The sequence below is a fragment of the Stenotrophomonas nitritireducens genome (assembly GCF_001700965.1).
In the GTDB taxonomy this organism is placed as follows: Bacteria; Pseudomonadota; Gammaproteobacteria; order Xanthomonadales; family Xanthomonadaceae; genus Stenotrophomonas; species Stenotrophomonas nitritireducens_A.
Genome location: NZ_CP016756.1, coordinates 2,242,722 through 2,265,150 on the forward strand (window position 1 = coordinate 2,242,722; position 22,429 = coordinate 2,265,150).

16 protein-coding genes are annotated in these 22,429 nt (G+C 65.4%); 7 read left to right on the top strand and 9 right to left on the bottom strand.

Annotation, left to right across the window (positions count from 1 at the left end; translation table 11 throughout):
• Positions 1–257: 257 nt before the first annotated feature.
• Entirely contained in the window at positions 258–2,669 is a 2,412-nt protein-coding gene (locus BCV67_RS09510; RefSeq protein ID WP_062170897.1) for a membrane-bound PQQ-dependent dehydrogenase, glucose/quinate/shikimate family, read from the top strand.
• Positions 2,670–3,173: 504 nt separating this feature from the next.
• Here BCV67_RS09510 and BCV67_RS09515 read toward each other — a convergent pair.
• The 7 genes from BCV67_RS09515 to BCV67_RS09545 all read right to left on the bottom strand — a co-directional run bounded on the left by BCV67_RS09515 (position 3,174) and on the right by BCV67_RS09545 (position 15,182).
• A complete protein-coding gene (locus BCV67_RS09515) occupies positions 3,174–3,713 on the bottom strand; it encodes a DUF3828 domain-containing protein (protein WP_062170896.1) in 540 nt (179 codons plus the stop codon).
• A 323-nt stretch (positions 3,714–4,036) separates the two neighbouring features.
• Positions 4,037–5,971: an exodeoxyribonuclease V subunit alpha gene (gene recD / locus BCV67_RS09520; RefSeq protein ID WP_062170894.1), complete on the bottom strand. Its 1,935-nt coding sequence runs from the start codon at positions 5,969–5,971 to the stop codon at positions 4,037–4,039.
• A complete protein-coding gene (recB, locus tag BCV67_RS09525; RefSeq protein ID WP_062170892.1) occupies positions 5,968–9,594 on the bottom strand; it encodes an exodeoxyribonuclease V subunit beta in 3,627 nt (1,208 codons plus the stop codon). Before recB ends, recD begins: the two co-directional genes overlap by 4 nt.
• A complete protein-coding gene (gene recC / locus BCV67_RS09530; protein ID WP_062170890.1) occupies positions 9,591–12,953 on the bottom strand; it encodes an exodeoxyribonuclease V subunit gamma in 3,363 nt (1,120 codons plus the stop codon). The genes recB and recC overlap by 4 nt, the downstream gene beginning before the upstream one ends.
• Positions 12,954–13,044: 91 nt before the next feature.
• Positions 13,045–13,590, bottom strand: a complete 546-nt coding sequence (locus BCV67_RS09535; RefSeq protein WP_156455910.1) for a hypothetical protein — start codon at positions 13,588–13,590, stop codon at positions 13,045–13,047.
• A 33-nt stretch (positions 13,591–13,623) separates the two neighbouring features.
• Positions 13,624–14,031 carry a hypothetical protein gene (locus BCV67_RS09540; protein ID WP_156455909.1) on the bottom strand — a complete coding sequence of 136 codons (408 nt, stop codon included), beginning with the start codon at positions 14,029–14,031 and terminating at the stop codon, positions 13,624–13,626.
• 56 nt (positions 14,032–14,087) lie between these two features.
• A complete protein-coding gene (locus BCV67_RS09545; protein WP_082746744.1) occupies positions 14,088–15,182 on the bottom strand; it encodes a PAAR domain-containing protein in 1,095 nt (364 codons plus the stop codon).
• A 354-nt stretch (positions 15,183–15,536) separates the two neighbouring features.
• On the opposite strand from BCV67_RS09545, the gene BCV67_RS09550 reads away from it, so the two are divergent.
• The 6 genes from BCV67_RS09550 to BCV67_RS09575 all read left to right on the top strand — a co-directional run bounded on the left by BCV67_RS09550 (position 15,537) and on the right by BCV67_RS09575 (position 19,817).
• Entirely contained in the window at positions 15,537–16,334 is a 798-nt protein-coding gene (locus BCV67_RS09550; RefSeq protein WP_062170884.1) for an ABC transporter ATP-binding protein, read from the top strand.
• Positions 16,335–16,476: 142 nt separating this feature from the next.
• Complete coding sequence (locus BCV67_RS09555; RefSeq protein WP_057629957.1) at positions 16,477–17,226, top strand: MlaE family lipid ABC transporter permease subunit; 750 nt, start codon at positions 16,477–16,479, stop codon at positions 17,224–17,226.
• Positions 17,227–17,329: 103 nt separating this feature from the next.
• A complete protein-coding gene (mlaD, locus tag BCV67_RS09560) occupies positions 17,330–17,854 on the top strand; it encodes an outer membrane lipid asymmetry maintenance protein MlaD (RefSeq protein WP_062170882.1) in 525 nt (174 codons plus the stop codon).
• Positions 17,851–18,519 carry an MlaC/ttg2D family ABC transporter substrate-binding protein gene (locus BCV67_RS09565; RefSeq protein WP_062170880.1) on the top strand — a complete coding sequence of 223 codons (669 nt, stop codon included), beginning with the start codon at positions 17,851–17,853 and terminating at the stop codon, positions 18,517–18,519. Before mlaD ends, BCV67_RS09565 begins: the two co-directional genes overlap by 4 nt.
• Complete coding sequence (locus tag BCV67_RS09570; RefSeq protein ID WP_062170878.1) at positions 18,509–18,817, top strand: STAS domain-containing protein; 309 nt, start codon at positions 18,509–18,511, stop codon at positions 18,815–18,817. The genes BCV67_RS09565 and BCV67_RS09570 overlap by 11 nt, the downstream gene beginning before the upstream one ends.
• Position 18,818: 1 nt before the next feature.
• Positions 18,819–19,817: an MlaA family lipoprotein gene (locus BCV67_RS09575; RefSeq protein ID WP_062170876.1), complete on the top strand. Its 999-nt coding sequence runs from the start codon at positions 18,819–18,821 to the stop codon at positions 19,815–19,817.
• A 204-nt stretch (positions 19,818–20,021) separates the two neighbouring features.
• On the opposite strand, the gene BCV67_RS09580 is transcribed toward BCV67_RS09575, so the two are convergent.
• On the bottom strand, positions 20,022–20,567 hold the full coding sequence (locus BCV67_RS09580; RefSeq protein WP_057629916.1) for a glutathione peroxidase: 546 nt from the start codon (positions 20,565–20,567) through the stop codon (positions 20,022–20,024).
• Between the two features lie 241 nt (positions 20,568–20,808).
• A complete protein-coding gene (gene rmuC, locus BCV67_RS09585) occupies positions 20,809–22,347 on the bottom strand; it encodes a DNA recombination protein RmuC (RefSeq protein WP_062170874.1) in 1,539 nt (512 codons plus the stop codon).
• Positions 22,348–22,429: the final 82 nt, after the last annotated feature.

A 22,429-nucleotide genomic window follows, 5' to 3' on the forward strand; every position in this document is an offset into this window, starting at 1 on the left:
GCTGCCGGCTCATTCAGCTTGGCGCGCGACGCCGCCGGGGAGCTGCTGGCGGCAAGGTTGCGGCATCACCGTTTCTCGACCACCACTCAGGCACCATTTCGTTTGTGCGGCGCAACATATGTCGCACTCACCGAAAGATCGGTCCGTCTCCATGACGGAAGGGGATTCCCCATACAGCGTCCTTCCGCCCCGCAGGCCAGCCCTGCCGGGGGCAATGCCGCTCTTTCCCTGATCCCGTCCCCCGAGTGAGACAAGTCATGGTCGACCAATCTGGATCACCGCGCGGCAGCCTGCTGCGCTCCCTGCCCCGCCTCCTACTGGCCCTGGTACTGCTGCTGTCGGGCCTGGCCCTGCTGACCGGCGGCATCCGCCTGCTGAGCCTGGGCGGCTCCTGGTATTACCTGCTGGCCGGCTTGGCCTACCTGGTACTGACGGTGCTGGTGCTGCGACGCTCGCGCCTGACCGCGACGGCGTCGCTGCTGGTGTTTGCCGCCACCCTGGTCTGGGCGCTGTTCGATGCCCCCAAGCTGGGCTACTGGGAGCTGCTGCCACGGCTGGTGGTGCCGGCCCTGCTGCTGATGCTGACGCTGTTGTCCAGCGCGGGCTACCCCGGTACCGGCAACGCCGCCCGCCGCTGGCGCAATGGCGGCGCGCTGGTCACCTTCGCGGCCTTGCTGGCAACGCTGGTTGCCGGCTTCTTCCCGCACGGCGGGCTGTCCAATCCGGTGGCGCTGAGCGGCAACCCTGCTGCCGCCAAGCCCAGTGACGGCAATCCGGACAACTGGGAGTTCTTCGGCCGCAATGCCGCCGGCACCCGCTTTGCCCCGTACGCGCAGATCACCCGCGACAACGTGGACCAGCTGCAGGTGGCGTGGACCTACCACACCGGCCGCCGCACCTCGGTAGGCGTGGACGAGAACACCCCCCTGCAGATCGGCGCCACCCTGTACTCCTGCACCCCCGAGAACAAGGTGGCCGCCATTGACGGCGACACCGGCAAGGCGATCTGGAGCTTCGACCCCAAGGCCCGCACCGCTGAGCACGTGACCTGCCGTGGCGTGGGCTACTACGACATCGACAAGGACCGCAGCCTGGAGGCCGCCGCCAAGGCCGCCTACACCGATACGGTGTGCCGCCAGCGCATCCTGGTCTCCACCGTGGACGCCCGCCTGTTTGCGCTTGATGCGCGGACCGGCAGCCTGTGCCCGGGCTTCGGCAGCGACGGCTATGTCGACCTAAAGCCGCAGATGGGCCCTACCGAGGACAGCAAGCGCTACCACCCGACCTCGATCCCGGTGGTGATGGGCCATCTGGCGGTGATCGGCGGCTGGGTACGCGACATCATGGATGGTGAGCCCTCCGGCGTGGTGCGCGCGTTCGACGTGCGCGACGGCACGCTGGCCTGGGCCTGGGACGTGGGCAAGCCCGATGACCTGGCCCAGCCCGGGCAGGAGTTCGAGCTGGCCACCCCCAATGTGTGGACCATCCCCACCTACGACCACGAACTGAACCTGGTCTACCTGCCCACCGGCAACGGCCCGCCCGATTACTGGGGCGGTGAGCGCAATGCGGTGAAGGAGAAGTTCGGCTCCTCGGTGGTGGCGCTGGATGCCAGCACCGGCAAGCTGCGCTGGAGCCAGCAGCTGGTGCACCACGATGTGTGGGACTACGACGTGCCCTCGCAGCCAGTGCTGTACGACGTGAGCAACGCGCAGGGCCAGAAGGTGCCGGCGTTGATCCAGACCACCAAGACCGGCCACATCTTCGCGATGGACCGCCGCACCGGCGCCTTCGTCACCGAGGTCAAGGAAACCCCGGTGCCGACCAGCCCGCAGGCCCAGGGCGAGCGTCTGTCGCCGACCCAGCCGCTGTCGGTGGGCATGCCGGTGATCGGTGCCGAGCCGCTGACTGAGAGTTCGATGTGGGGCGTAAGCCCGTTCGACCAGCTCTACTGCCGCATCAAGTTCAAGGACTCGCACTACCAGGGCATGTTCACCCCGCCCACCGAGCAGCCCTACATCGAATGGCCAAGCCTGCTGGGCGGCATGAACTGGGGCGGCATCTCGATTGATGAAACGCGCAACCTGATGTTCGTCAACGACATGCGCATGGCGTTGCGGATGTCGCTGGTGACCCGTGAGGAAGCCAAGAAGTACAAGATCTCCACCGACGAAGTGCCGGGCTTCATGGGCACCATCCGTCCGCAGCTGGCCGGCCCCTATGGCGGCGTCAAGATCGATATCCTGCAGTCGCCGCTGGGCGTGCCCTGCCCGACCCCGCCGTTCGGCACCATGAGCGCGATCGACCTGACCAGCAAGCAGCTGGTCTGGCAGGTACCGCTGGGCACCGTGCAGGACACCGGCCCGCTGGGCATCAAGACCCATCTGCCGATGCCGATCGGCATGCCGACCCTGGGCGGCCCCACCTCCACCGCATCGGGCCTGGTGTTCTTCGCCGGCAGCCAGGACTACTACCTGCGTGCACTGGACGCGGACACCGGCAAGGAAGTGTGGAAGGTGCGTCTGCCGGTAGGCGCGGTGGCCGCGCCGCTGGTCTATGTGTCGCCGAAGACCGGCAAGCAGTACGTGGTGATCTCGGCCGGCGGCGCCAGCCATTCGCCGGATGTCGGCGACTACCTGATTGCCTACGCGCTGCCTGAGCGGAAGTAAGCCGCCATCGGCTGTGGCAAACACAAACCCCGGCCACGATGCCGGGGTTTGTCTTTCTGCCGCTCCGGCTCGCTTATGGCGGATTGCCGTAGCCCGGGTAAGCGCAGCGCACCCGGGGCTTGTTGGCTGACAATCTGAAAGACTTCCAGATCCCTGATCCCCGGGTGCGCTGCGCTTACCCGGGCTACGTGGCTGAGCGCGTCAACCGAAATCCGATGCCAGATCTCTGGCATCGGATTTTTTTGTAGGAGCGGCGTAAGCCGCGAAGCAGATACACCGCCAGATAGCAGGGCTCCCAAGCGACCAAGCACAGTCAGCTTCGCGGCTTACGCCGCTCCCACACAGGGCAGTCCGTGGCTCAAGCTACGTCGACGAGCACACCGCTTCTTGTGGGAGCGGCGGAAGCCGCGAAACAGGTACACCATCAGAGACCCCCACCCCAAGGGTTCAAGCACGCTCAACTACAGGAACGTCGCTGAAAAGCCCTGCTGCGAACACTTCACCTCAAGGCTTGGCGCTTTTCGTCGCCATTGCGGTATCGCGCTGCAATGCCTGCAGCAGGCTGGGCACGCTGGGTGTGGCGATATCGGCAACCCGCCAGCTGCTGCCTTGGCGCTGCAGGGTCAACTGCAGGTCCAGGGGATGCTCGGGGTCAGCGAACCGGGTGCTGGCGCGCAGCTGGCCGTCTGCCAATGGCTGGATGTCGAACGTGAGCTGGCGCAGGTCCTGCGCGCTGTCCTGACAGTCGCAGAGCGGATCATTGTCCAGATAGCCCACTTCGCCCGCATAGGCGTCGCTGTTTGCGTCCATCGCCGCCAGCAGCACCGGCGCGTAGATGTCTTCATCGGGCAGGATCGCCTCCAGACCGGCGTCGGGGTGATAGCCGGCGTAGATGTGGCTGAGGAAGGCGCGGGCGGAAGCGATGTCCTGCTCGCTGCTGCTGGCCGTTGCCGGGGCGGACGCAGGCGTGGCGGTGGCGGGCGCGTCCTTGTTGCAGCCGGTCAGGGCCAGGAGCAGCAATGCGGTGATGGTCTGGGTTTTCATGTGCTTCCTTGCGTATTCGTTTGTCGGGTCTTTTTAGGCGGGACTGTTGGGGAAAGCAAAGGCTTTCAAACACCCCTCCCCTTTCGGCGCAAGGGAGGGAGACAAGCGCTTCTGCCCCCTCCCTTTGGCGCAGCCAAGGGGAGGGTTGGGGAGGGGTGCTCTTTGCGCGGACTGACAGCACCGTAGCCCGGGTAAGCGCAGCGCACCCGGGGCTGTTGGCTGGAAGGCCGAAAGACCTCCCGATCACTCTTCCCCGGGTGCGCTGCGCTTACCCGGGCTACATCGGGTGCAGAACGCTGCCGCTCCCAGGCACTGCCCTTCGCCTACTGCAAAAGAGCGGGCGCCAAGCGCTGCGCCAAGCCCGACCAGCGGCTGGCATGGCGGGCCAGCGCCGCTTCGATAACCTCGGCGCTACCGGCCAGATGCAAGCCATTTCGTGCGCGGGTGATGCCGGTGTACAGCAGCTCGCGACTGAGCACGCGGTTGTCGCGGCGTGGCAGCTGCAGCCAGACCTGGTCGAACTCCGAGCCCTGCGCCTTGTGCACGGTCATCGCGAAGGCGCTCTCGTGCAGCGGCAATGCCGCCGGGTGGAAGGCGCGCGGGTTGGCCGGGTCGTCGCCGGGGAACCAGGCGGTGATGCCACTCCCGTCACGCAGGCAGATGCCGACATCGCCATTGAACAGACGGTGGCGGTAGCTGTTCTCGCCAATGATCAGCAGCCGGCCGTTGAACCAGCCCGGGCCCAGCGCGCGGCCGCGGTTGCCAGCCAGCAGGTCTTCGATGCGGGCGTTGAGCCCGCGCGCGCCCTGCGGGCCTTCGCGCACCGCGGTGAGCAGGCGCATGCGGCCGGCCAGGGCCAAGGCATCGGCCGGGCTGGCGGCATCGGCCAGTGACTGCCAGTACTGCTGCAGCGGCTCGCGCCAGGCCTGCAGTGGATCGACATCGCCTTCGTGGAAATGCACGCCGGCCAGTTGCGCCTCGCGCAGCAAGGCCAATGCCTGCTCCGCGTCGCCGTCGCGCATGGCATTGGCCAGTGGCGCCAGCTGCAGGGCTTCGCTCTGGCGGTAGCCGCGCTGCAGTTGCACGCGGGCACCGACGAAGTCGGAAGGCTTGGTTTCTATCGCCTCGCCCGGCAGTTCGCCCAGCAATGCACGCAGGGCTTGGGCATCTGCGGCATTGCTGCGCTGGCCATCACCGGCGGCACGCAGGATGGCGCTGAGTACGTCGCCGGCTTCCACCGACGGCAACTGGTCGGGATCGCCAAGCAGCACCAGGCGGGTGCCCGGTGCGATTGCTTCGACCAGTTTTGTCATCAGCGGCAGATCGATCATCGAGGCTTCGTCGACCACGATGACATCGTAGGGCAGTGGGTTGTCGGCGTGGTGACGGAAGCGCGGGGAATCCGGGATCACGCCGAGCAGGCGGTGCAAAGTAGTACCGGTGCTCGGCAGTTGTTCACACAGGGCGCTGTCGATACCGGCGGCCGGCAGCTTCTGCAGGGCGTGGCGCAGGCTTTCAGCCATGCGTTCGGCAGCGCGGCCGGTGGGTGCGGCCAGGGCGACGCGCGGGGCCGGCTGGTTTGCCGCCTGCGCCTGTGCGGCCAGCAGCACCAGCAGGCGGGTGATGGTGGTGGTCTTGCCGGTGCCGGGGCCGCCGGTGATCAGCAGCAGGTTGTGGCGCAGGGCGGTGGCTGCGGCTCTTGCTTGGTGATCCAAAGGCTTGCCTTCATCCGCCCTTTGGGCACCTTCTCCCGCTTGCGGGAGAAGGAAGAGATCCAGCTGCGCTGAGGTCTGTGAGTCTTGCGGAGCCGCCTGCCCCGGAAACAAGCGCGCAAACACCTGCGCCAAGCCGGCAACATCGCCGCCAACAACCGGTGCCTGCCCGATCCGCTGCAAGCCCGTTGCCAAGCGGCGCTCGTACTCACGATAGCGGCGCAGGTACAGCAAGCCGTTTTCCCAGACCAGCGGCGCCTGTTCCGACGCCGCGTTGTTATCCACAGCACTGGCTATCCACTTCGATGCCGCCAGCTGTACAATCCACTGCTCGGCCGCCGGCCATTCCACACCGGCGTCTACCAGCCGCTGCGGCTGGGTCGGATCAAAGCCGGCGTGGCCCTGCGATACCGCCAGCGACGCCAAGGCTGCTGCCGCCAGCACCGCATCCGGCGTTTCCGGGTCCAGGCGGCGCAGGCTCTGCGCCAGGGCATGATCCAGCGCGCGCAAGGCACCGGCTTTGTTCAATGCGGCCAGCAGGCTCATGCCTCGCCTCCCAGTCGTGCCAACAAGGCCGCATGGCCATCGCGGCCACCGGCAAACAATTCATCCACGGCGTGCACCAGTTCCGCGGCGAAGTTGTGCGCGTACAGGCCCGGCGATGGCGTGCGTGTTGCATCCAGGCCGCGGCAGAACAGATAACGGATGCCGCCGAAGTCACGTGCATAGTCGTAACCAGCACCGATGCGGAAGCGCAACCAACGATGCAGGGCCACGGTGTAGATCAGCGCCTGCAGGTCGTATTCGCTATGCCGCATGGCCGCGTCCAGTTGCGCCAGGGCGTAATCGGGCAGGCGGTTGGATTTGTAGTCGAGCACATACCAACGCCCGTCGCGGACGTAGGTAAGGTCGATCTTGCCTGTCATCAGCCCTTCCAGCTGGCGGCGCAGGCCAAAGCCATGGCGGCCGCGCACAACACCGTGTGCGTGCAGCACGCGTAGCAGTGCCGGCACCGTGGTCGGCTGCATGGCGAAGTGGAACTCTATTTCGGCGCGGCGCTCACCTTCATCCAGTGAATGCAGGGCGCCGCCTTCGGGCAGGGTCACGGTCAGGGTCTGGCCGATCAGTTGGGTCAGCAGCGCCACGCCGTCGGCGATCTCCTCGTCGATGTAGCCATCGGCACGCATGGCTTTCTCGATGATCTCGCCCTGCCCTTCCGGTGCCACATCGCCGGGCTGCCAGTCACGCCAGGCGCCGAAGTCGACGTTTTCCAGCGCGGCATGCAGCACGTTGCCGAAGCGGCTGCCGGCAAAACGCGGATCAAATACTTCCGGCTGTGCGGCGCTGGCCTCGCTGGCCGGTTCGGCATCCACATCGACCTGCGCCGGTTCGTCGGCGGCACCGCCGCTGTCTTCGGTAGAGGCGGCGGCGGTGTCGTGGCCGCCTTCGGCATGGGCCAGCTGGGTGAAGCTGTACACCCACCAGTCGTGCGGCACGCTGCGGCGAACCTCGCGTACCGGCGGCAAGGCCTGTTCGCGCTCGGGCGGCAAGCGCGTCGGCGCCGGGCCGCCGTCGTGTTCTATCACCTGGATGTCGGCATGCGCCGGCAAGCCCTGCAGCATCGGCCCCAGCCGCGAGCTGGCCAGCCCGGTCAATGCGCCACCACTTATCCACAAGGCATGCTCGGCGCGGGTCAGGCCGACGTAGAGCAGGCGCGCGGTTTCGGCTTCTTCATCGGCGTTGACCTGTTGGCCGATGACCTTCCAGTCCGGGTCTTCCTTGTCGATCTTCCAGTGCAGCACGCGTTGTTCGCCATCGTGCACGGTGCGGTGGTTGCTGCTGTCCGGCGCATTGGTGGCGATGCCGACGAAGGGCAGGTAGACCAGCGGGTATTCCAGGCCCTTGCTCTTGTGCAGGGTGATGATCTGCACACGGCGCGCGTCCGATTCCAGTCGCAGCAGCTGCGCTTCGTCACCTTCGTCGGCGTGGGCGATCTGGGTCTGCAGCCAGTCCAGCAGGCCGTGCAGGCCGATGCTGCGGTTGCTGGCTTCCTGCAGGGTTTCGGCCAGCTGCAGGTAGTTGGTCAGGCGGCGCTCGCCGTCGATCAGCAGCAACAGGCGCTCGGCCTGTTCGGCGCACAGGTCCGACAGCAGGGCCAGCACGCCGCCGCGCTGCCAGCGCTCGCGCCATTGCAGCAGGCGCTCCTGGTGCAGGCGCTGTTGTTCGCCTTCGTATTCCATCGCGGCGATGCGGGCGGCACTCTCGCCCAGCAGCACGGTGGCCAACGCGGCGCGCAGGCGGCCTTCGTCGGCCGGTTGCAGCAGGGCCAACAACAGCAGGCGCAGTTCGTGGGCTTCGGCGCTGGCAAACAGGCTCTGCTTGCCGGCGGCTACTGCGGGAATGCCCAGTGCGGCCAAGGCCTGCTGCACGCGCGAGGCTTCCTTGTGCGAACGCACCAGCACGGCGATATCGCCCGGCTGCACCGGTTTGCCATCGACCAGCGCGCGGCCTTCGCGGGCGGCGCTGAGCACCCTGTGGATATCTGCCACGCAAGCTGCAGTGGCGGCATCGCGCGAGGCATCGGCCTTCAAAGGTTTGCCATCGGCATCAGCGGCGATCAGCTGCAGGGTCAGCGCAGGGGCGGGTTTGCCGTCGAACAGATAGTCGGCGTCGCTGCGCTTGCTGCCCGGCAGGACGGGCTCGAACTGGATGCGTTCGTCAAGGAAGGCCTCGGGGCCGGCGTTGTCGTACAGCGCTTGGATCGCGCGCAGCACGCCGGGGCGCGAGCGGAAGTTGCGGTCCAGCGCCGGCGCCGCCTCGGCCAGCGCCTTGGCCTGCAGATAGGTATGCACGTCGCCGCCACGGAAGCCGTAGATGGCCTGCTTGGGGTCGCCGATCAGGAACAGCGCGGCGGCCTCGTCGTCCGCGGCGAAGATGCGGCGGAAGATGTCCCATTGGCGCGGGTCGGTGTCCTGGAATTCATCAACCAGCGCAAAGCGGTACTGCGCGCGCAGGCGTTCGGCCAGATGCGCGCCATGCGGGCCGTGCAGGGCATTGGCGACGTTGTCGATCAAATCGTCATAGGTCTGCTGGCGGCGCAGCTGCTTGAGCTTGGCCAGGCGCTGGCGAACCTCGCCGCGCAGCTGGTGCAGCAGCACGATCGATTGCTGGCGCTGCCACTGCGTGACCTGCGCCAGTGCCTGCAGGTAGTCGGCAATCAGTGGCTGCAACGGTGATTGCGGGGTGCTGCCGGCCTTGGCCTTGTTGGTCTTGGCGGTGAGTGCCTCCAGCGTCAGCCGCTCCAGCCGCTCATCCAGCTCGGCGCCCGGATCCGGATGGCGGCTCCACTGCAGCAGTTGCTGGAACAGCGGCTCGATCCAGTCGGCTTTGTAGCTGGCCTTGTTGAGGATGCCGCCATCAAGCGCGCCACGCAGTTGCTGCAGGTAGCTCTCGCCATGTTCTTCAATGCCGGCGGCAAGACGCTGCGCGGCGCCGTCGCGGAAGGGGCGCGTGTCTTCGATCAGGGTCTGCGGTGGCTGTGGATAAAGCGGCAGCTCGGCGGCCAACGCGGGCAGATCGCGGGCCAGGGCATCGGGACTTTTCCACAGGCCCAGCAAGGCCTCCAGATGCTCGCCCTGCCCTGCATGCAAGCGCCACAGGTCGGCCGCCAACTCGTCATGCAGCGCGCGGGTATTGGCCAGCAGCTCGGGCGCGGCAAAGGTGTGGCCGCTCTCCAGCGCGTATTCGCCCAGCACCCGCGTGCAGAAGCCGTGGATGGTGAAGATCGAGGCCAGGTCGGTTTCTTCGGCGGCAATGCGCAGGCGCCGGCCCAGCTGCGCAGCACTTTCGCTGCCCTGCTGCAGATGGCGTTGCAGGATGGCGCGGGTGAGCGTTGTTTCCGGGCTGTCGTCATCTGCGGGACTGCTGTCGACCACGCGCGCGGCCAGTTCCAGCCGCTCGCGGATGCGTTTGCGCAGCTCCTGGGTGGCGGCATCGGTAAAGGTCACCGCCAGGATCTGGCCCATGCGCAGGCCCTGCTCCACCACCAGGCGGGTGAACAGCGTGGCCAGAGTGAAGGTCTTGCCGGTGCCGGCGCTGGCCTCGATCAGGCGCAGGCCATCCAGCGGCAGGTGCAGATAGGGATCGGATTGCAGCGCTTCAGTGCTCATGCGCCAGCTCCGGTGACAGCATCGGTTTCGTCGTCAAAATCGGGCAATACGCGGCCCTCGCGCAGGGCGGTAAATATCAACAAGGCGTTGTGGATAAACCTGTGTGTAGTGGCTGGAGAAGCGAACGGATCGCGGCCGCGAAGGGCCAGTTGCAGGGCTTCGCCATTGCGCTCGCCCCAGCTGTGTTCGCTGCCGAACCAACGCGCCTGGGCGGCGCTTTCACGTTTGTCATCGGCAGCGTTGTAGACCTCCCAGCCGGTGTACGGGGCAAACAGCAGCGGTTGCTGCATGCCTTCGGAACGTAGCTGCAGCAAGGCTTTCAAGGCTGTTTGTGCGGTTTCTGGCGACAGCTCCGGCAAGTGGTGCGGGCCATAGCCGGCCTGTCCGTTGTCATGGAACTGCAGCATCGCCGACGGTGTTCCCGCGGCATTGGCCAACAGCCAATCCAGGCCGCCGCGCAGCACATAGGCCACACCTGCGGCACCGGCATGCAGGCGCACCAGCCCCTGTGGATGGATTTGATCGACACGCCCATGCAGGCGCACGCCATCCAGCTCCACTTCGTAGCGTTGCGAGTCCAGCGGCTGGCCGTCGTACCACTGCGAAAACGCCTCCGCACAGGGACGGATGCGGCTGAGCATGCGTTCGAACTGTTGCCGTCCCAATGCGCCTGATGGCAACAAAGCGCGGGCACGCAGGCGCTGGTACAGGCCGGCTTCGCGGCCCTGCAGCAGCGCACTGAGTACATGCTGCTGCAATGAGGAGTGCAGGCGGCCACCGCCGGGCACCAGCAGCGGCTCGATGTCTTCGCTGTCGTCGATTTCGCCCGCAAGGCGCAAACCCAGGCGCTGGCTGAGGAACTGCCCGGCCGGGTCGCTGAGGAAGCGCCGCAGTGCGTCCAGTGACAGGCTGTCGTCGTTGAGCGCGCTGGGCAGCGGTGCGTCCAGCGGGCCGTCGAACCACGGTGCCAGGCGCTGACGGCTGCCGCCGACCGCACTGGCGGCCGGGTGCCACTGGCGCCGGTAGCTGAAACGTCGCGGTTCGCCATCGCCACCAAACGCGGCCGGGGCGAACGGTTGCAGTGGGTGGCGCACCACCAGCTGCTTGCGGGCAGCGTTGGCATCCTGGTGATAGGCGGCCGCCGCATTGACCAGTTCGCTGACCAGCACCGACGGCTCACGCACGCTGCCGTCGCGGGCATCGGCGCCCAGATAGCTCAGGTAGAACACTTCCTGGGCGGAGGCGAACAGCTGCAGGAACAGGAAGCGGTCGTCTTCGCGCAGCGAGCGATCGCCATAACGGCGGCGCTCGGTGCCGAGCTCGGCGGTAAGCCGGCTCAGGCCGGCGGCCGGGTCGCGGCGGGGGAAGTCGCCATCATTCAAACCCAATACGCAGATCACCCGGAATGGCAGCAGGCGCATCGGCACCATGCGGCCGAAGCTGATGCCGCCGGTGAGCAGCGGCGCGCGGGTATCGGCCTCGGACAATACCGAGGCGAAATGCGCACGCACCACTTCGGCCGGCACCGGCGCATCGAAGCCGGCCTTGTTGGCTTCCTCGGCAAACTCGTTGACCAGTTTGCGCAGCCGGTCCAGCGCGCGCACGGCAGACGGCTCGCTCGGGTTTTCAGGCAGCAGTGCATTCAACAGGCCGAGCAGGCGTTCACGCCATTGGTTGGGGCTCAGGGCTTCGGCAAGGGTCTTCTGGTGACGGGCCAGCACCCGCAACAGGCGGATCAGCGCATCCAGCGCGGCCAGGCCGCCGCCTTCCAGTTCCGGCCACGGGGCGACACCGCCGATGTCCTCATCGCTGCCGCTGGCGTGGCCGAGCAGCAGCCGGTCCAGCGCGAACTGCCAGGTGTAGGCATCGTCGGCCGGCGCCTGATGCTGCTGGCGGTGCCTGGCATCCAGCCCCCAGCGCGCGCCGGCCGCCTGCAACCACGCATGCAGGCGTTCGAAGGCCGCCGCATCCAGGCCAGAGGCGGTCGCCAGCGGTGCGCTGGACAGCAGGTCGAGGATTTCATTGAGGCCAAAGCGCGATACCGGCAGGCCCAACAGCTGCACGAAGACCTCGGCCAGCGGCTCGCCCTGCAGCGGGCTGGCATCGGCCAGCGCCCATGGAATATGCGCATCGTTGCCGCCACGGCCGCCGAACACCGATTCCAGGTACGGCACGTAGGGATCGATATCCGGCGCCAACACGGCGATCTCGCGCGGCTGCAGCGGCGGATCGAAGCGCGGGTCTTCCAGCAGCGCGCGCAGTTGCTCATGCAGCACCTGCATCTCGCGCAGGCGGGTGTGGCAGGCGTGGATCTGGATGCTGGGGTCGTCCAGTCGCAAGGCTTCCAGCAGCGGCGGCGAGGGCAGCGCGCGGCGATGGAACAGATCGGCCTGCAGGCGATGCAGCAGGCTGTCGCCGAGGCCGCCTTCGTCCAGCGCGGGCACCGGGATGCTTTCCGGATCGACATAGGCGGCGATTTCGCCGCTGGGGTGGACCACTTCGTAATCGCCCAGCACCGCCATGAAGTCGCGGCCGGCCTCGCCCCAGGCCTGCAGCAACGGGTTTTCGCCAGCCTCGATGCCGAACGGCTCGGCCAGGCCGCTGCGCAGTTTTTCCTTCAAGGTCTGCAGGTCGCCCCAGTAGGAGCGGGTCGGCGTCGGCATATAGAAGTGCAGCGTGCCGACCCGCGCCTGGGTGGCGATCACCCGCAGTACGTCCGGCGAGACATTGAGCGTGGCGAAGGCGAACAGCCGCTGCGGCAGGCCCTGCGGCAAGGGCTGGTGCTCGCCTTCGAAGCGGGCCAGATAGTCGTTGATGCGACGCGCGCGGTAGTTCTGGCCACCGGCGATATGCCGCCACAGGATGGCCTGCGGGTCGTCCGGCTCGGCACCGTCCTCCCAGCGCAGCAGCCAATCGCGGCGCCAGGCCTGGTACTTCTCGAACACCCCGCCCAGTTCGGCCGCCAGCGCCCAGGGCCGCAGCGGATCGTCGCGGTCCAGGTAGGCGCGCAGCCCGGCCATCGCCGGCTTCTGCATCACGGTGTTGTCGGTCAATGCCCCATACAGCCGCCAGTGCAGGCCGGTGGCGCCCAGGTCATCGCGCTCGCCGGGCACATTGGCCTTCAGCGCCTTAGCGACGAACTCACCGGGAGTCAGGAACTCGAGGTTGGCCGACACCCCGTACTCGGCCGCCAGGGTGGACTGCAACCAGCGCCGCATCGCCACCTGCGGGATCAGCACGATATCGGCGGCCAACAAGGGCTGGCCGGGCGCCGGCTCACGCAGCGCGTGGGCCAACAGCTGGGCCAACACGTCCAGGGCATTGGAGTGGTACAGGCGGAAATCGGGGGCATTGCTCATCGCGCCATCTTGCCGCAGTGGGATGGTTTCGACGAGTGATATGGGCGGTGCGGGGGAGGATCGGTGGCTGGGTAGGCATCAGCGCCGCTATTCAATCACCTTCGATCAGCAACTGCGTGCTTACAAATTCCTTTGCTGAAAGTGAGGATCCTGGCGCCAGATAGAACCTGAAAATCGCGGTAATGCTCACAGGCTGCGAAGCAAATCTGCTTATGTCGTGATCGGGAATGGACCAAGGGATACGAATCGCTTGTCCAGGCGCAAGCTCCTGCATCTGATCGAACAGATATGACCTCGGCGGCCCCATGCCCAGCCGCTTCTCTTTGTTTGAATGGTTGTCGACAAGAATGACTTTGGGTCCCTGTTTGCGGAAGTACTCCACAGGTAATGCGATGGCCTTGTCACCCACATTGATGAGCTCCAGCTCTACTCGAATCGTCTCACCAGCGAAGCTGCAGGAATCATCGATCAAGCAACGTGCCCGCAGCTCAAGTTTTGGTTGCGCCCCTGTACACATCGCGACCACAGGTGCCATCGCCAGTACCGCAACGATGCCACTGAGGAAGTGGCGAATGGAGCACCATGCTCTGTTCTTCGGGAACGTCAATCCCGAATTTGTTTTCAAACTCTCAATCACCTCGCAGGCTCTTTTCAAGATTTATTTGTCAAATCAACGTCCATCCAGAATTCGCAGCTCGGCACTGGCAAATACCTCATCAGCCTGCCCTGCAACTGGAGCCAGGTAGAAGTTGAACCTCACAGTGATGTCGACCGGCCGCAACGCAAACATTGAGATGTCGTCTTCCTGAATTCTCCAAGGGACACGAATCGATTTTCCTGGAGGAAGAGTTTCCAGTTTATTGAATAGTTCACGCATAGGTGGCCCCATGCGGAAACGCTTTTCTTTGCCGGAGTGGTTATCCACAAAGATCATCTTTGGACCTTGCTCGCGGAAGTAGCGTAGTGGCAGGTCCACTCCTTCTTCCCCTCGATTCTTCAACTCCAATTCAACATCAATCGCCTCACCCATGAAGCGGCAGGGGTCACCGTAGAGGCAGCGCGCACGTACTTCGATCATGGTTTCAATCTCTTCGCTGTGAGCGGGAGTGGATTGCACTATAAGAATCACGAGTGCTAGGAACGTACGGCAGAACATAGAACCTCCCGTTCAAGCTCTCTGATTAGTAGCTCCCTCACTTCGATTCCTATATTCCAAACATGTCGAGGCTTCAGGGTTGTGCTGTATCGCTCCGACATCATGGTTGCCTCTAAATCAGCATCTATTTCTGCGTTTCGTGCCATGACGGTTTCAGTTCCTGAAGTCCCGTCCGGCATTGCGAACTTGATGGTCTGCTCAGGCTCATCTCGATCCACATACTCGTCAGGCAAGCCCAAGCAGTGCATGAATTCGTGCACGTACACCCAAGGTGTTGTATCAACGGAAACGTTGATCGTAGTGCCAGTCACATTTTCGCGTTCATAGTGATCATGCAGCTTCATGACATAGTCCTCCCCAATGCTCACGAAGTCAGCCTCATAGCGGACCGGAAACGAGCGCGTCCCGCATGCACCATCCGTTATCTGCAGGATGAATTTGTTGTTTATTCCCAGCTCGATACCTCGTCGTAAACGCCGCTTGGCTGTTTCGACATCGCTTTCTTCTACTCGCCCCCACTTTACGAGTCTTATCTTTGCCGTGACCACGATATCGCCACCCGATTTCAATGGGACATCGATTCGGAAGCCACAGGTATAGTCGTTCTCAATGCGTGTGCCGTCCGCCTCATAGGCCTCAAAGTAACGGCCATCGGGATACTCCAGCACTTGACCACTGTGATCTTCCAGCCAGCATCGCGCAGACTCAGCCGAGGGCGTATCCGTGCCAGTCAAAGAGGACGCAATAGGCCGCATTGAAGGAGCGAGCGCAGAGCGAGTCGTATTGAGCGCCGCAACCGGCGCACCACCCGCACTGACATGCGCCAGCTGCTGCTTGCCTGCCAGCAGTGCACAACCGCAACTGGCTTTGTCGCCATGGCGTGCCACAGGCTGGCCATCGATCACCAGCGTTGCATCACCGGTGATGATGGAGCCCGGGCCGTGGCGGGCGCAGATGACGCGGTCACCGATGCGGGCGACCGCGTGGCCGTCGATATCGGTCTGTGGCGAGCCGGTCAGCACCGAACCACCGGCTTGCAGGGCATCGCCCACGACGATCAGCGTCCTTGCCATCGCGCTCGGCCCCTCCATGGCCGTTGCAGTGATTGCAGTCGGGCTCGACCTTAGTGGCCTGGCGCTTGATCAAGAATGGGATATGTCTGGAAGTGGCTGTCCCTGCAGCACGATCGGTCACCACGATTGCGGCAGATGGGCGCAGGGACTGTCCCGATAGCTGGACCCCTCACGCTCTGTGCACAGCTTCCGGACGCCGATTCGACCACTGGGGGGACAGTGTGTTGCCACCAATACCGACCTGCGACGCATGCCGGAAGGCGCGCGGAGTGCGACAATACTGCACGGTCCAGTACGCTTATGTTCAGGCGCGGCTGGCAATCCTAGAACGTTGGTTTTCCGTTAAAGGCCACCATGCCCTCAGCTCGGACTCCCTTGGTGCAGTTGTCCAACGTGCGAATCGATCGCGGCGGACGCACCATTCTGCGCGATGTTTCGCTGCAGGTGCCACAGGGCAGCATCACTGCTGTGCTGGGCCCGTCGGGCAGTGGCAAGTCCACCATGCTGGCGGCGCTGACCGGTGAGCTGCGGCCGGTCTCCGGCACCGTACAGTTGTTTGGTCGGGATATCCCGCACGGCAACCGTGACCTTCTGGAGATGCGCAAGAACGTCGGCGTGCTGTTGCAGGGCAACGGCCTGCTGACCGACCTGAGCGTGGCCGACAACGTGGCGCTGCCGCTGCGCGCGCATACCCGGCTGCCCGAAGCGGTGCTGCATCGCCTGATCCAGATGAAGCTGCACGCGGTGGGCCTGCTGGCCGCTGCCGATGCCTGGCCGCGCGAGCTGTCCGGCGGCATGGCGCGGCGTGTGGCGCTGGCGCGTGCGCTGGCGCTGGACCCGCCGTTGATGATCTACGACGAGCCGCTGACCGGGTTGGACCCGATCGCCTCGGGCGTGATCATGAGCCTGATCCAGCGTTTGAACGACAGCCTGGGCCTGACCAGCATCATCGTCAGCCACCATGTGCATGAAACCCTGCCGATCTGCGATCAGGCGGTGGTGATCGCCAATGGCGGCATCGTGTTCTCCGGTACCCCGGACGAGCTGCAGGCCACGACCGACCCGCTGGTACGGCAGTTCCTGCACGGCGAGCCGGACGGCCCGATCCCGTTTGATGCGCCCACGCGTAGCTACGGGTTGGAGAAGGCGTGATGGTGAAGATGCACGCGGTGTCCGCTTCTGGCCCCCTCTGTAGAGCAAAAGCTGCCCTCATCCGCCCTTCGGGCACCTTCTCCCGCTTGCGGGAGAAGGGAGACAAGCCCTGCAGCCCTCGCGCTTCTGGAGCCGTTCTCTGATGCCCTTCACCTCCTCCATCCGCTCGCTGGGCCGCGCCGGGCTGTTCTCGCTGACGGTGCTGCGCGGTTCCCTGCCGACCCGTGACTTCCTGGCCGAGCTGACCCGCGAAATCTACAAGATCGGCGCGCGTTCGCTGCCGATCATCGCCGTTGGCGGCGCGTTTGTCGGTCTGGTGCTGACTCTGCAGGGCTACCGCACGCTGACCACCTTTGGTGCCTCCGATGCGCTGTCCACCCTGCTCGGCCTGTCGCTGTACCGCGAACTGGCACCGGTACTGACCGCGCTGCTGTTCATCGGCCGCGCCGGCAGCTCGATCGCCGCCGAACTGGGGCTGATGCGCGCCACCGACCAGATCAAGGCGCTGGAATTGATGGCCATCGACCCGATCGCCAAGGCGGTGGCGCCGCGCTTCTGGGCGGCGGTGCTGACCGTGCCATTGCTGACCGGCATCTTCTGCTCGCTGGCCATCGCCGGTGGTTACTTCGAAGCCGTGCACATCCTGGGCCAGGACAACGGCACATTCTGGTCGGGGCTGCGCGGCAGCGTCGATTTCTGGGATGACTTTGCGGTGGCCCTGCTCAAGTCGGCGATCTTCGGCGGTACCGCGGCGCTGGTTGCCGCATATGTCGGCTTCCACGCCGAGCCGACCATCGAAGGTACTTCGGTGGCCACCACCCGCGCGGTGGTGAACGCCTCGCTGCTGGTGCTGATGTTCAACTTCGTGCTGTCGGCGCTGCTGTTCCAATGACGCCGGTCCCTTGCAACCGCCCGCACAGTGCTGTGCCGGGTTCAAACGAACAACCCGCTTCGAACACCCCGAAGCATCTGCTGGATCAGGAGTGAGACAACCAATGGCCATCCGTGGACCCAGACTCGAATTTTCCGTCGGCGCCTTCCTGCTGCTGGCCCTGGCTTCGCTGCTGGTGCTGGCCGTGGCCTCCACCAACCAGCGCTTCGGCATGAGCGGTGGCGGCTATGAACTGAAGGCACACTTCAGCCAGATCGGGCAGCTGCGCAAGCAGGCGCCAGTGAAGATTGGCGGTGTGACCATCGGCCAAGTAGCTGACATTCAGCTCGACCCGACTAAATACGATTCCATCGTGACCCTGGCGCTGGACAGCAAGTTCAAGGACCTGCCGGCCGACACCTCCGCCGGCATCTACACCAGCGGGCTGCTGGGCGAGAGCTACATCGGCCTGCAGCCGGGCGGCGATCCGGACGTATTGAAATCCGGTGATGAAATCGTCTTCACCCAGCCGGCGGTGGACCTGCTGCAGCTGGTAGGCAAATACATGTTCAGCGGTGGCGGCAACAACGGCGCTGCTGGCAACGACACCCACGGCGCGGACGCGCCCGCTACGGAACCGCAACCATGAAAGTGAAACTGCTTACCGCCGTGCTCGCTGCGGCCCTGCTGGCCACCGCGCCGTCGCTCGCGCTTGCACAGGCGCGCCCGGCCGCAACCGCCGCGCAGCCTTCGGCTGCTGCCCGCACCGTGCTGGATTCCAGCACCCGCATCATCAACGCCCTGCAGACCCGTCGCGCCGAGTTCCGCGCCAACCCGGCAACGCTGCGCAGCTACATCGATGGTGAACTGAGCCGCGCTTTCGACCGCGACTACGCCGCCCGGCTGGTGCTGGGCGTGCACGGCCGCGGCGCCGCCGATGCCGACGTCAAGCTGTTCGCCGATGCCATGGCCGACAACCTGATGTCCCGCTACGGCTCGGCCCTGCTCGACATCCAGGGCAAGCCCAGCTTCCGCTACAAGAGCGAGCAGCCGCTGCCCGGCAACCGCGGCGTCAAAGTGTCCACCGAACTGGTGCGCGCCGGCAGCGAGCCGACTCCGGTGGAGTACCTGATGCGCAACGTCGATGGCCAGTGGAAGATCTTCGACGTGATGATCGAAGGCATCTCCTACGTGCAGACCTTCAAGAACCAGTTCGATGCACCGCTGCGACAGAAGTCGATCAAGCAGGTGGCCACCGAACTACGCAGCGGCAGCATGCAGGCCAGCGCCGGCCCGGCTCCCCGTGGCAAGTAAGGCAGCCTTCCGCACCGAGGGCGACACCCTGCTGCTGGCAGGCGTGATCGACCGCGCGGCGGTGGTTGCACTGTGGCCGCAGCTGGCGCGCGGGCTTGCTCCGTTGCGCCAGCTCGACCTGCAGGCGGTGGAGCGCATCGACAGTGCCGGCCTGGCATTGTTGAGCGAGCTCGCTGCACGGCTGCGCGCACAGGGCGGCGGCAACGTCAGCGGTGCGCCGGCTGGACTGGACGAACTGTGTGCGGCCTACCGGCTGTCACCGTCCCTCGATTTCAACGCCTCCTCAGCAGGAAGCTGACATGAAAATTTTCCGCACCCTCTTCCTTCTGCTCGCCGTGGCCCTGCTTGCGGCCTGTGCCGGCAAGCCGGCGCGCGATGCCATGCCTGCGTCCACGCAGATTGCGCCGCAGGCCACCGGGCAGGCCGCAGACACCGCCGCATCGGCTCCCGCGCCGGCGCAGGACGTGGTCAACAGCAGCGCCGACGCGCCGCAGGACAATGCAACGGCCAACGCCAGCGGCACCACCGCCCCCACCGGCGCCGAAGACGACTTCGCCGCGCTTTATGGCGGCCCCGCACCGGGCAGCGAAGGCGAGGACGGCGCGGCACCGGCCGGCATGACCTACGACCCGTGGGAGAAGTACAACCGCGGCGTGCACCGCTTCAACAATGCGGTTGACCGCACGGTTGCACGCCCGCTGGCCACTGCCTATGTCCACGTCGTGCCGCAGTTCGCGCGTACCGGCGTGAGCAACTTCTTCAGCAACCTGCGCTCGCCGTTGACCATGGTCAACCAGCTGCTGCAGGGCCATGCCGACGATGCCTGGGACACGCTGGGGCGCTTCCTGATGAACTCCACCTTCGGTGTCGGTGGCCTGTTCGATCCGGCCAGCAAGGCCATGGTGCCCAAGCGCAGCGAAGACTTCGGTCAGACCCTGGGCACCTGGGGCTGGCGTCGTTCGCGCTATGTGGAGCTGCCGTTCTTCGGCCCACGTACGGTACGTGATGTCTTCGGTCTGGCCGGTGATATCCCGCTGTCACCGATGCGCCAGATCGAGATGGACAAGGTCCGCATCGGCCTGCAGGGCCTGCAGCTGGTGGACATGCGTGCGCAGCTGATGGCGGTGGATTCGCTGCGTGATACCGCAGTGGACGAGTACGCGTTGACCCGCGATGCCTGGCTGCAGCGCCGCACCTACCAGATCGAAAAAGATCTGCGCCACGGCGGCAAGCGCGACGACGACGACCAGACCCCGATTCCGGTCGACGCAATGCCGATGCCGAACTGGGGCGATTGATCCTGGTTGTTGCGGGTTCGCATCCGGCAACATACGAAAAAAGCCCGGGGAAACTCGGGCTTTTTGTTTGCTTCTATTTTGTAGGAGCGGCGTCAGCCGCGAAGCTGACATCGCCGAACGACCCGATCGACCTGCGATCTGCGATCTGCTGATCCAGCAGCTTCGCGGTTGACACCGCTCCCACAAGAACACAACTGTCCTGCTTTACGCAGCCAGTGCTGCGTCCACTGCCTTGCGCAGGCCTTCGTCATCGGCGGTGGTGTCCGGGGCGAAGCGGGCGACAACCTTGCCGTCCTTGCCGATCAGGAACTTCTCGAAGTTCCACAGCACGGCCGGAGCCGGGTTGGCCTCGATGCCGAAGCCGACCAGCTTCTCGCGCATCGGGCCTTCGCCGATGGCGGCCGGCTGCGCGGCGGTCAGCTGCTGGTACAGCGGGTGGATATCGTCACCGGCAACGCTGATCTTGGAGAACATCGGGAAGCTGACGTCATAGGTCAACGCGCAGAACTGCTTGATCTCGTCCTCGCTGCCCGGCTCCTGGCCGTTGAAGTTGTTGGCCGGGAAACCCAGCACTTCCAGGCCGGCATCCTTCTTTTCGCGGTACAGCTTTTCCAGGCCTTCGTACTGCGGGGTGAGGCCGCACTTGGAGGCAGTGTTGACCACCAGCAGCACCTTGCCGCGATAGTCGGCCAACGATGACGGCGCGCCGTCGATGGTAGTCAGCGCGATGTCGTAAACGGAAGCGGTCATGCGGTTGCCTGCTTGGGGGTTGGGAAGGGGAAAGCATAAACGGCATGGGTGACGCTGACACGACGCTCAGGTTGTAACGCTGGGTTCTGTGGTGATGCTGAACCAGGCTGGGCTGCCGCTTTAACTGTAGAGCCGAGCCATGCTCGGCTGGGGCTTTACCGGTACAGCCTCTGCCGAGCACGGCTCGGCATTACAGTGGCGTTGCTGGTCGAGCCTCTGCCGAGCGTGGCTCGGCACTACGTCAGCTGTCGCTGTTTTCGGGGCTGTCTTCGTCGGCTTCGTCGTCGGTGCCCAGCATTGCCTGAGAGGCGTCGCTGGACAGTGACTCCACGCCACGCAGCTTGCGCTCGATGGTGCGGGTCTTGCGGCTGGCGTCGCCCAAGCTCTTGCCGACGGTGTTGATCTGCTTCTCGGCCTTTTCAAGGATGCCAGCGAACTTGCCGAACTCGCTCTTGACCGCGCCCAGCAGGCTCCACACTTCCGAGGAACGCTGCTCGATGGCCAGCGTGCGGAAGCCCATCTGCAAACTGTTCAACAATGCGGTGACCGTGGTCGGGCCGGCGATCACCACGCGGTGCTCGCGCTGCAAGGCGTCCACCAGGCCGGCGCGACGGATGACTTCGGCGTACAAGCCCTCGGTCGGCAGGAACATCACCGCGAAGTCGGTGCTGTGCGGCGGCACGATGTACTTGTCGCCGATCGACTTGGCCTGGATGCGGATGGCCCGTTCCAGCTGGTTGCCGCAGTTGCGCACCGCGTCCACGTCGCCGGCTTCCTGTGCGTCGAGCAGGCGCTCGTAATCCTCGCGCGGGAACTTGGAGTCGATCGGCAGCCACACCGGCGTGCCGGCATCGCTGCGGCCGGGCAGGCGCACGGCGAAGTCCACCATCTCGCCACTGTCGGCACGCAGCTTGACTCCACGCGCGTACTGCTCGGCGGTGAGCGTCTGCTCAAGGATGTTGTCCAACTGCACTTCGCCCCAGCCGCCACGGTTTTTGACGTTGCTCAGCACGCGCTTGAGGTCGCCCACGCCGGTGGCCAGCTGCTGCATTTCACCCAGCCCGCGCTGCACCTGTTCCAGCCGCTCGGAAACCAGCTTGAACGAGGAGTCCAGGCGCGTGTTGAGCGTGCTCTGCAGCTTCTCGTCAACGGTCTGCCGCATCAGTTCGAGCTTGGCGGCGTTGTCGCCCTGCAGGTCCTTCAGCCGCGCTTCCAGGGTCTGGCGCATCTCGGTGATGCGCTGCTCGTTGCGCTGGGTCAGTTCGCCCAGCTTCTGGTTGAGCGTCTCGCCGAAGCGCAGCTGTACCTGTGCGCCTTCTTCGCGGCCCTTGCGGGTTTCCTCGACCAGACTCTGCTGCAGGCCGGCCAGCTGGCGCGCGAAGGCTTCCATGCGCGCTTCCTGCTGCTGGCCGAATACGTCGAGCTGGCCGCGCACATCCTGCAGCCGCGTACCCAGCAACTGCGCAAGCAGCTGCTGGGCGTTGGCGGTTTCCTCGCGGCCCTTGCGGGCGTCGTCGTTGAGGCTGTCGCGCAGCAGGTCCAGCCGCTGGTCGGTGCGGGTGGACAGGTCGCTGAGGTTGCGGCCGAAGCCATCGATGCGGATGTCCTGCTGCCGCGCCATGGTTTCCAGTTGCTCACGCAACTCACCGCGGCCGCTGCGCTGTTCATCGCGCAAGGTGGTTTCCAGCGCGGAGGTATCGTTACGGCGCAGCAGCAACAGCAGTTGCAGCACGAGGACGGCGACCAGCAGGCCACCAAGGATCAGGGTTTCAGTTTGCATGGGGAGAAGTGTAGCCCTGCCCGTCTCAGAAGCTGATCCGGCAGCGGTCGGCAGGTGGCGAAAACTTCCCTGGGCGTGCATC

Bases quoted from the DNA above. Each gene is read 5' to 3' on its own strand.
- BCV67_RS09580 (WP_057629916.1), bottom strand. From the start codon at position 20,567: ATGACCGCTTCCGTTTACGACATCGCGCTGACTACCATCGACGGCGCG.
- recB (WP_062170892.1), bottom strand. From the start codon at position 9,594: ATGAGCACTGAAGCGCTGCAATCCGATCCCTATCTGCACCTGCCGCTG.
- BCV67_RS09550 (WP_062170884.1), top strand. From the start codon at position 15,537: ATGCCCTCAGCTCGGACTCCCTTGGTGCAGTTGTCCAACGTGCGAATC.
- BCV67_RS09515 (WP_062170896.1), bottom strand. From the start codon at position 3,713: ATGAAAACCCAGACCATCACCGCATTGCTGCTCCTGGCCCTGACCGGC.
- BCV67_RS09545 (WP_082746744.1), bottom strand. From the start codon at position 15,182: ATGGCAAGGACGCTGATCGTCGTGGGCGATGCCCTGCAAGCCGGTGGT.
- BCV67_RS09540 (WP_156455909.1), bottom strand. From the start codon at position 14,031: ATGATCGAAGTACGTGCGCGCTGCCTCTACGGTGACCCCTGCCGCTTC.
- mlaD (WP_062170882.1), top strand. From the start codon at position 17,330: ATGGCCATCCGTGGACCCAGACTCGAATTTTCCGTCGGCGCCTTCCTG.
- rmuC (WP_062170874.1), bottom strand. From the start codon at position 22,347: ATGCAAACTGAAACCCTGATCCTTGGTGGCCTGCTGGTCGCCGTCCTC.
- BCV67_RS09555 (WP_057629957.1), top strand. From the start codon at position 16,477: ATGCCCTTCACCTCCTCCATCCGCTCGCTGGGCCGCGCCGGGCTGTTC.
- BCV67_RS09510 (WP_062170897.1), top strand. From the start codon at position 258: ATGGTCGACCAATCTGGATCACCGCGCGGCAGCCTGCTGCGCTCCCTG.
- BCV67_RS09575 (WP_062170876.1), top strand. From the start codon at position 18,819: ATGAAAATTTTCCGCACCCTCTTCCTTCTGCTCGCCGTGGCCCTGCTT.
- recD (WP_062170894.1), bottom strand. From the start codon at position 5,971: ATGAGCCTGCTGGCCGCATTGAACAAAGCCGGTGCCTTGCGCGCGCTG.
- BCV67_RS09565 (WP_062170880.1), top strand. From the start codon at position 17,851: ATGAAAGTGAAACTGCTTACCGCCGTGCTCGCTGCGGCCCTGCTGGCC.
- recC (WP_062170890.1), bottom strand. From the start codon at position 12,953: ATGAGCAATGCCCCCGATTTCCGCCTGTACCACTCCAATGCCCTGGAC.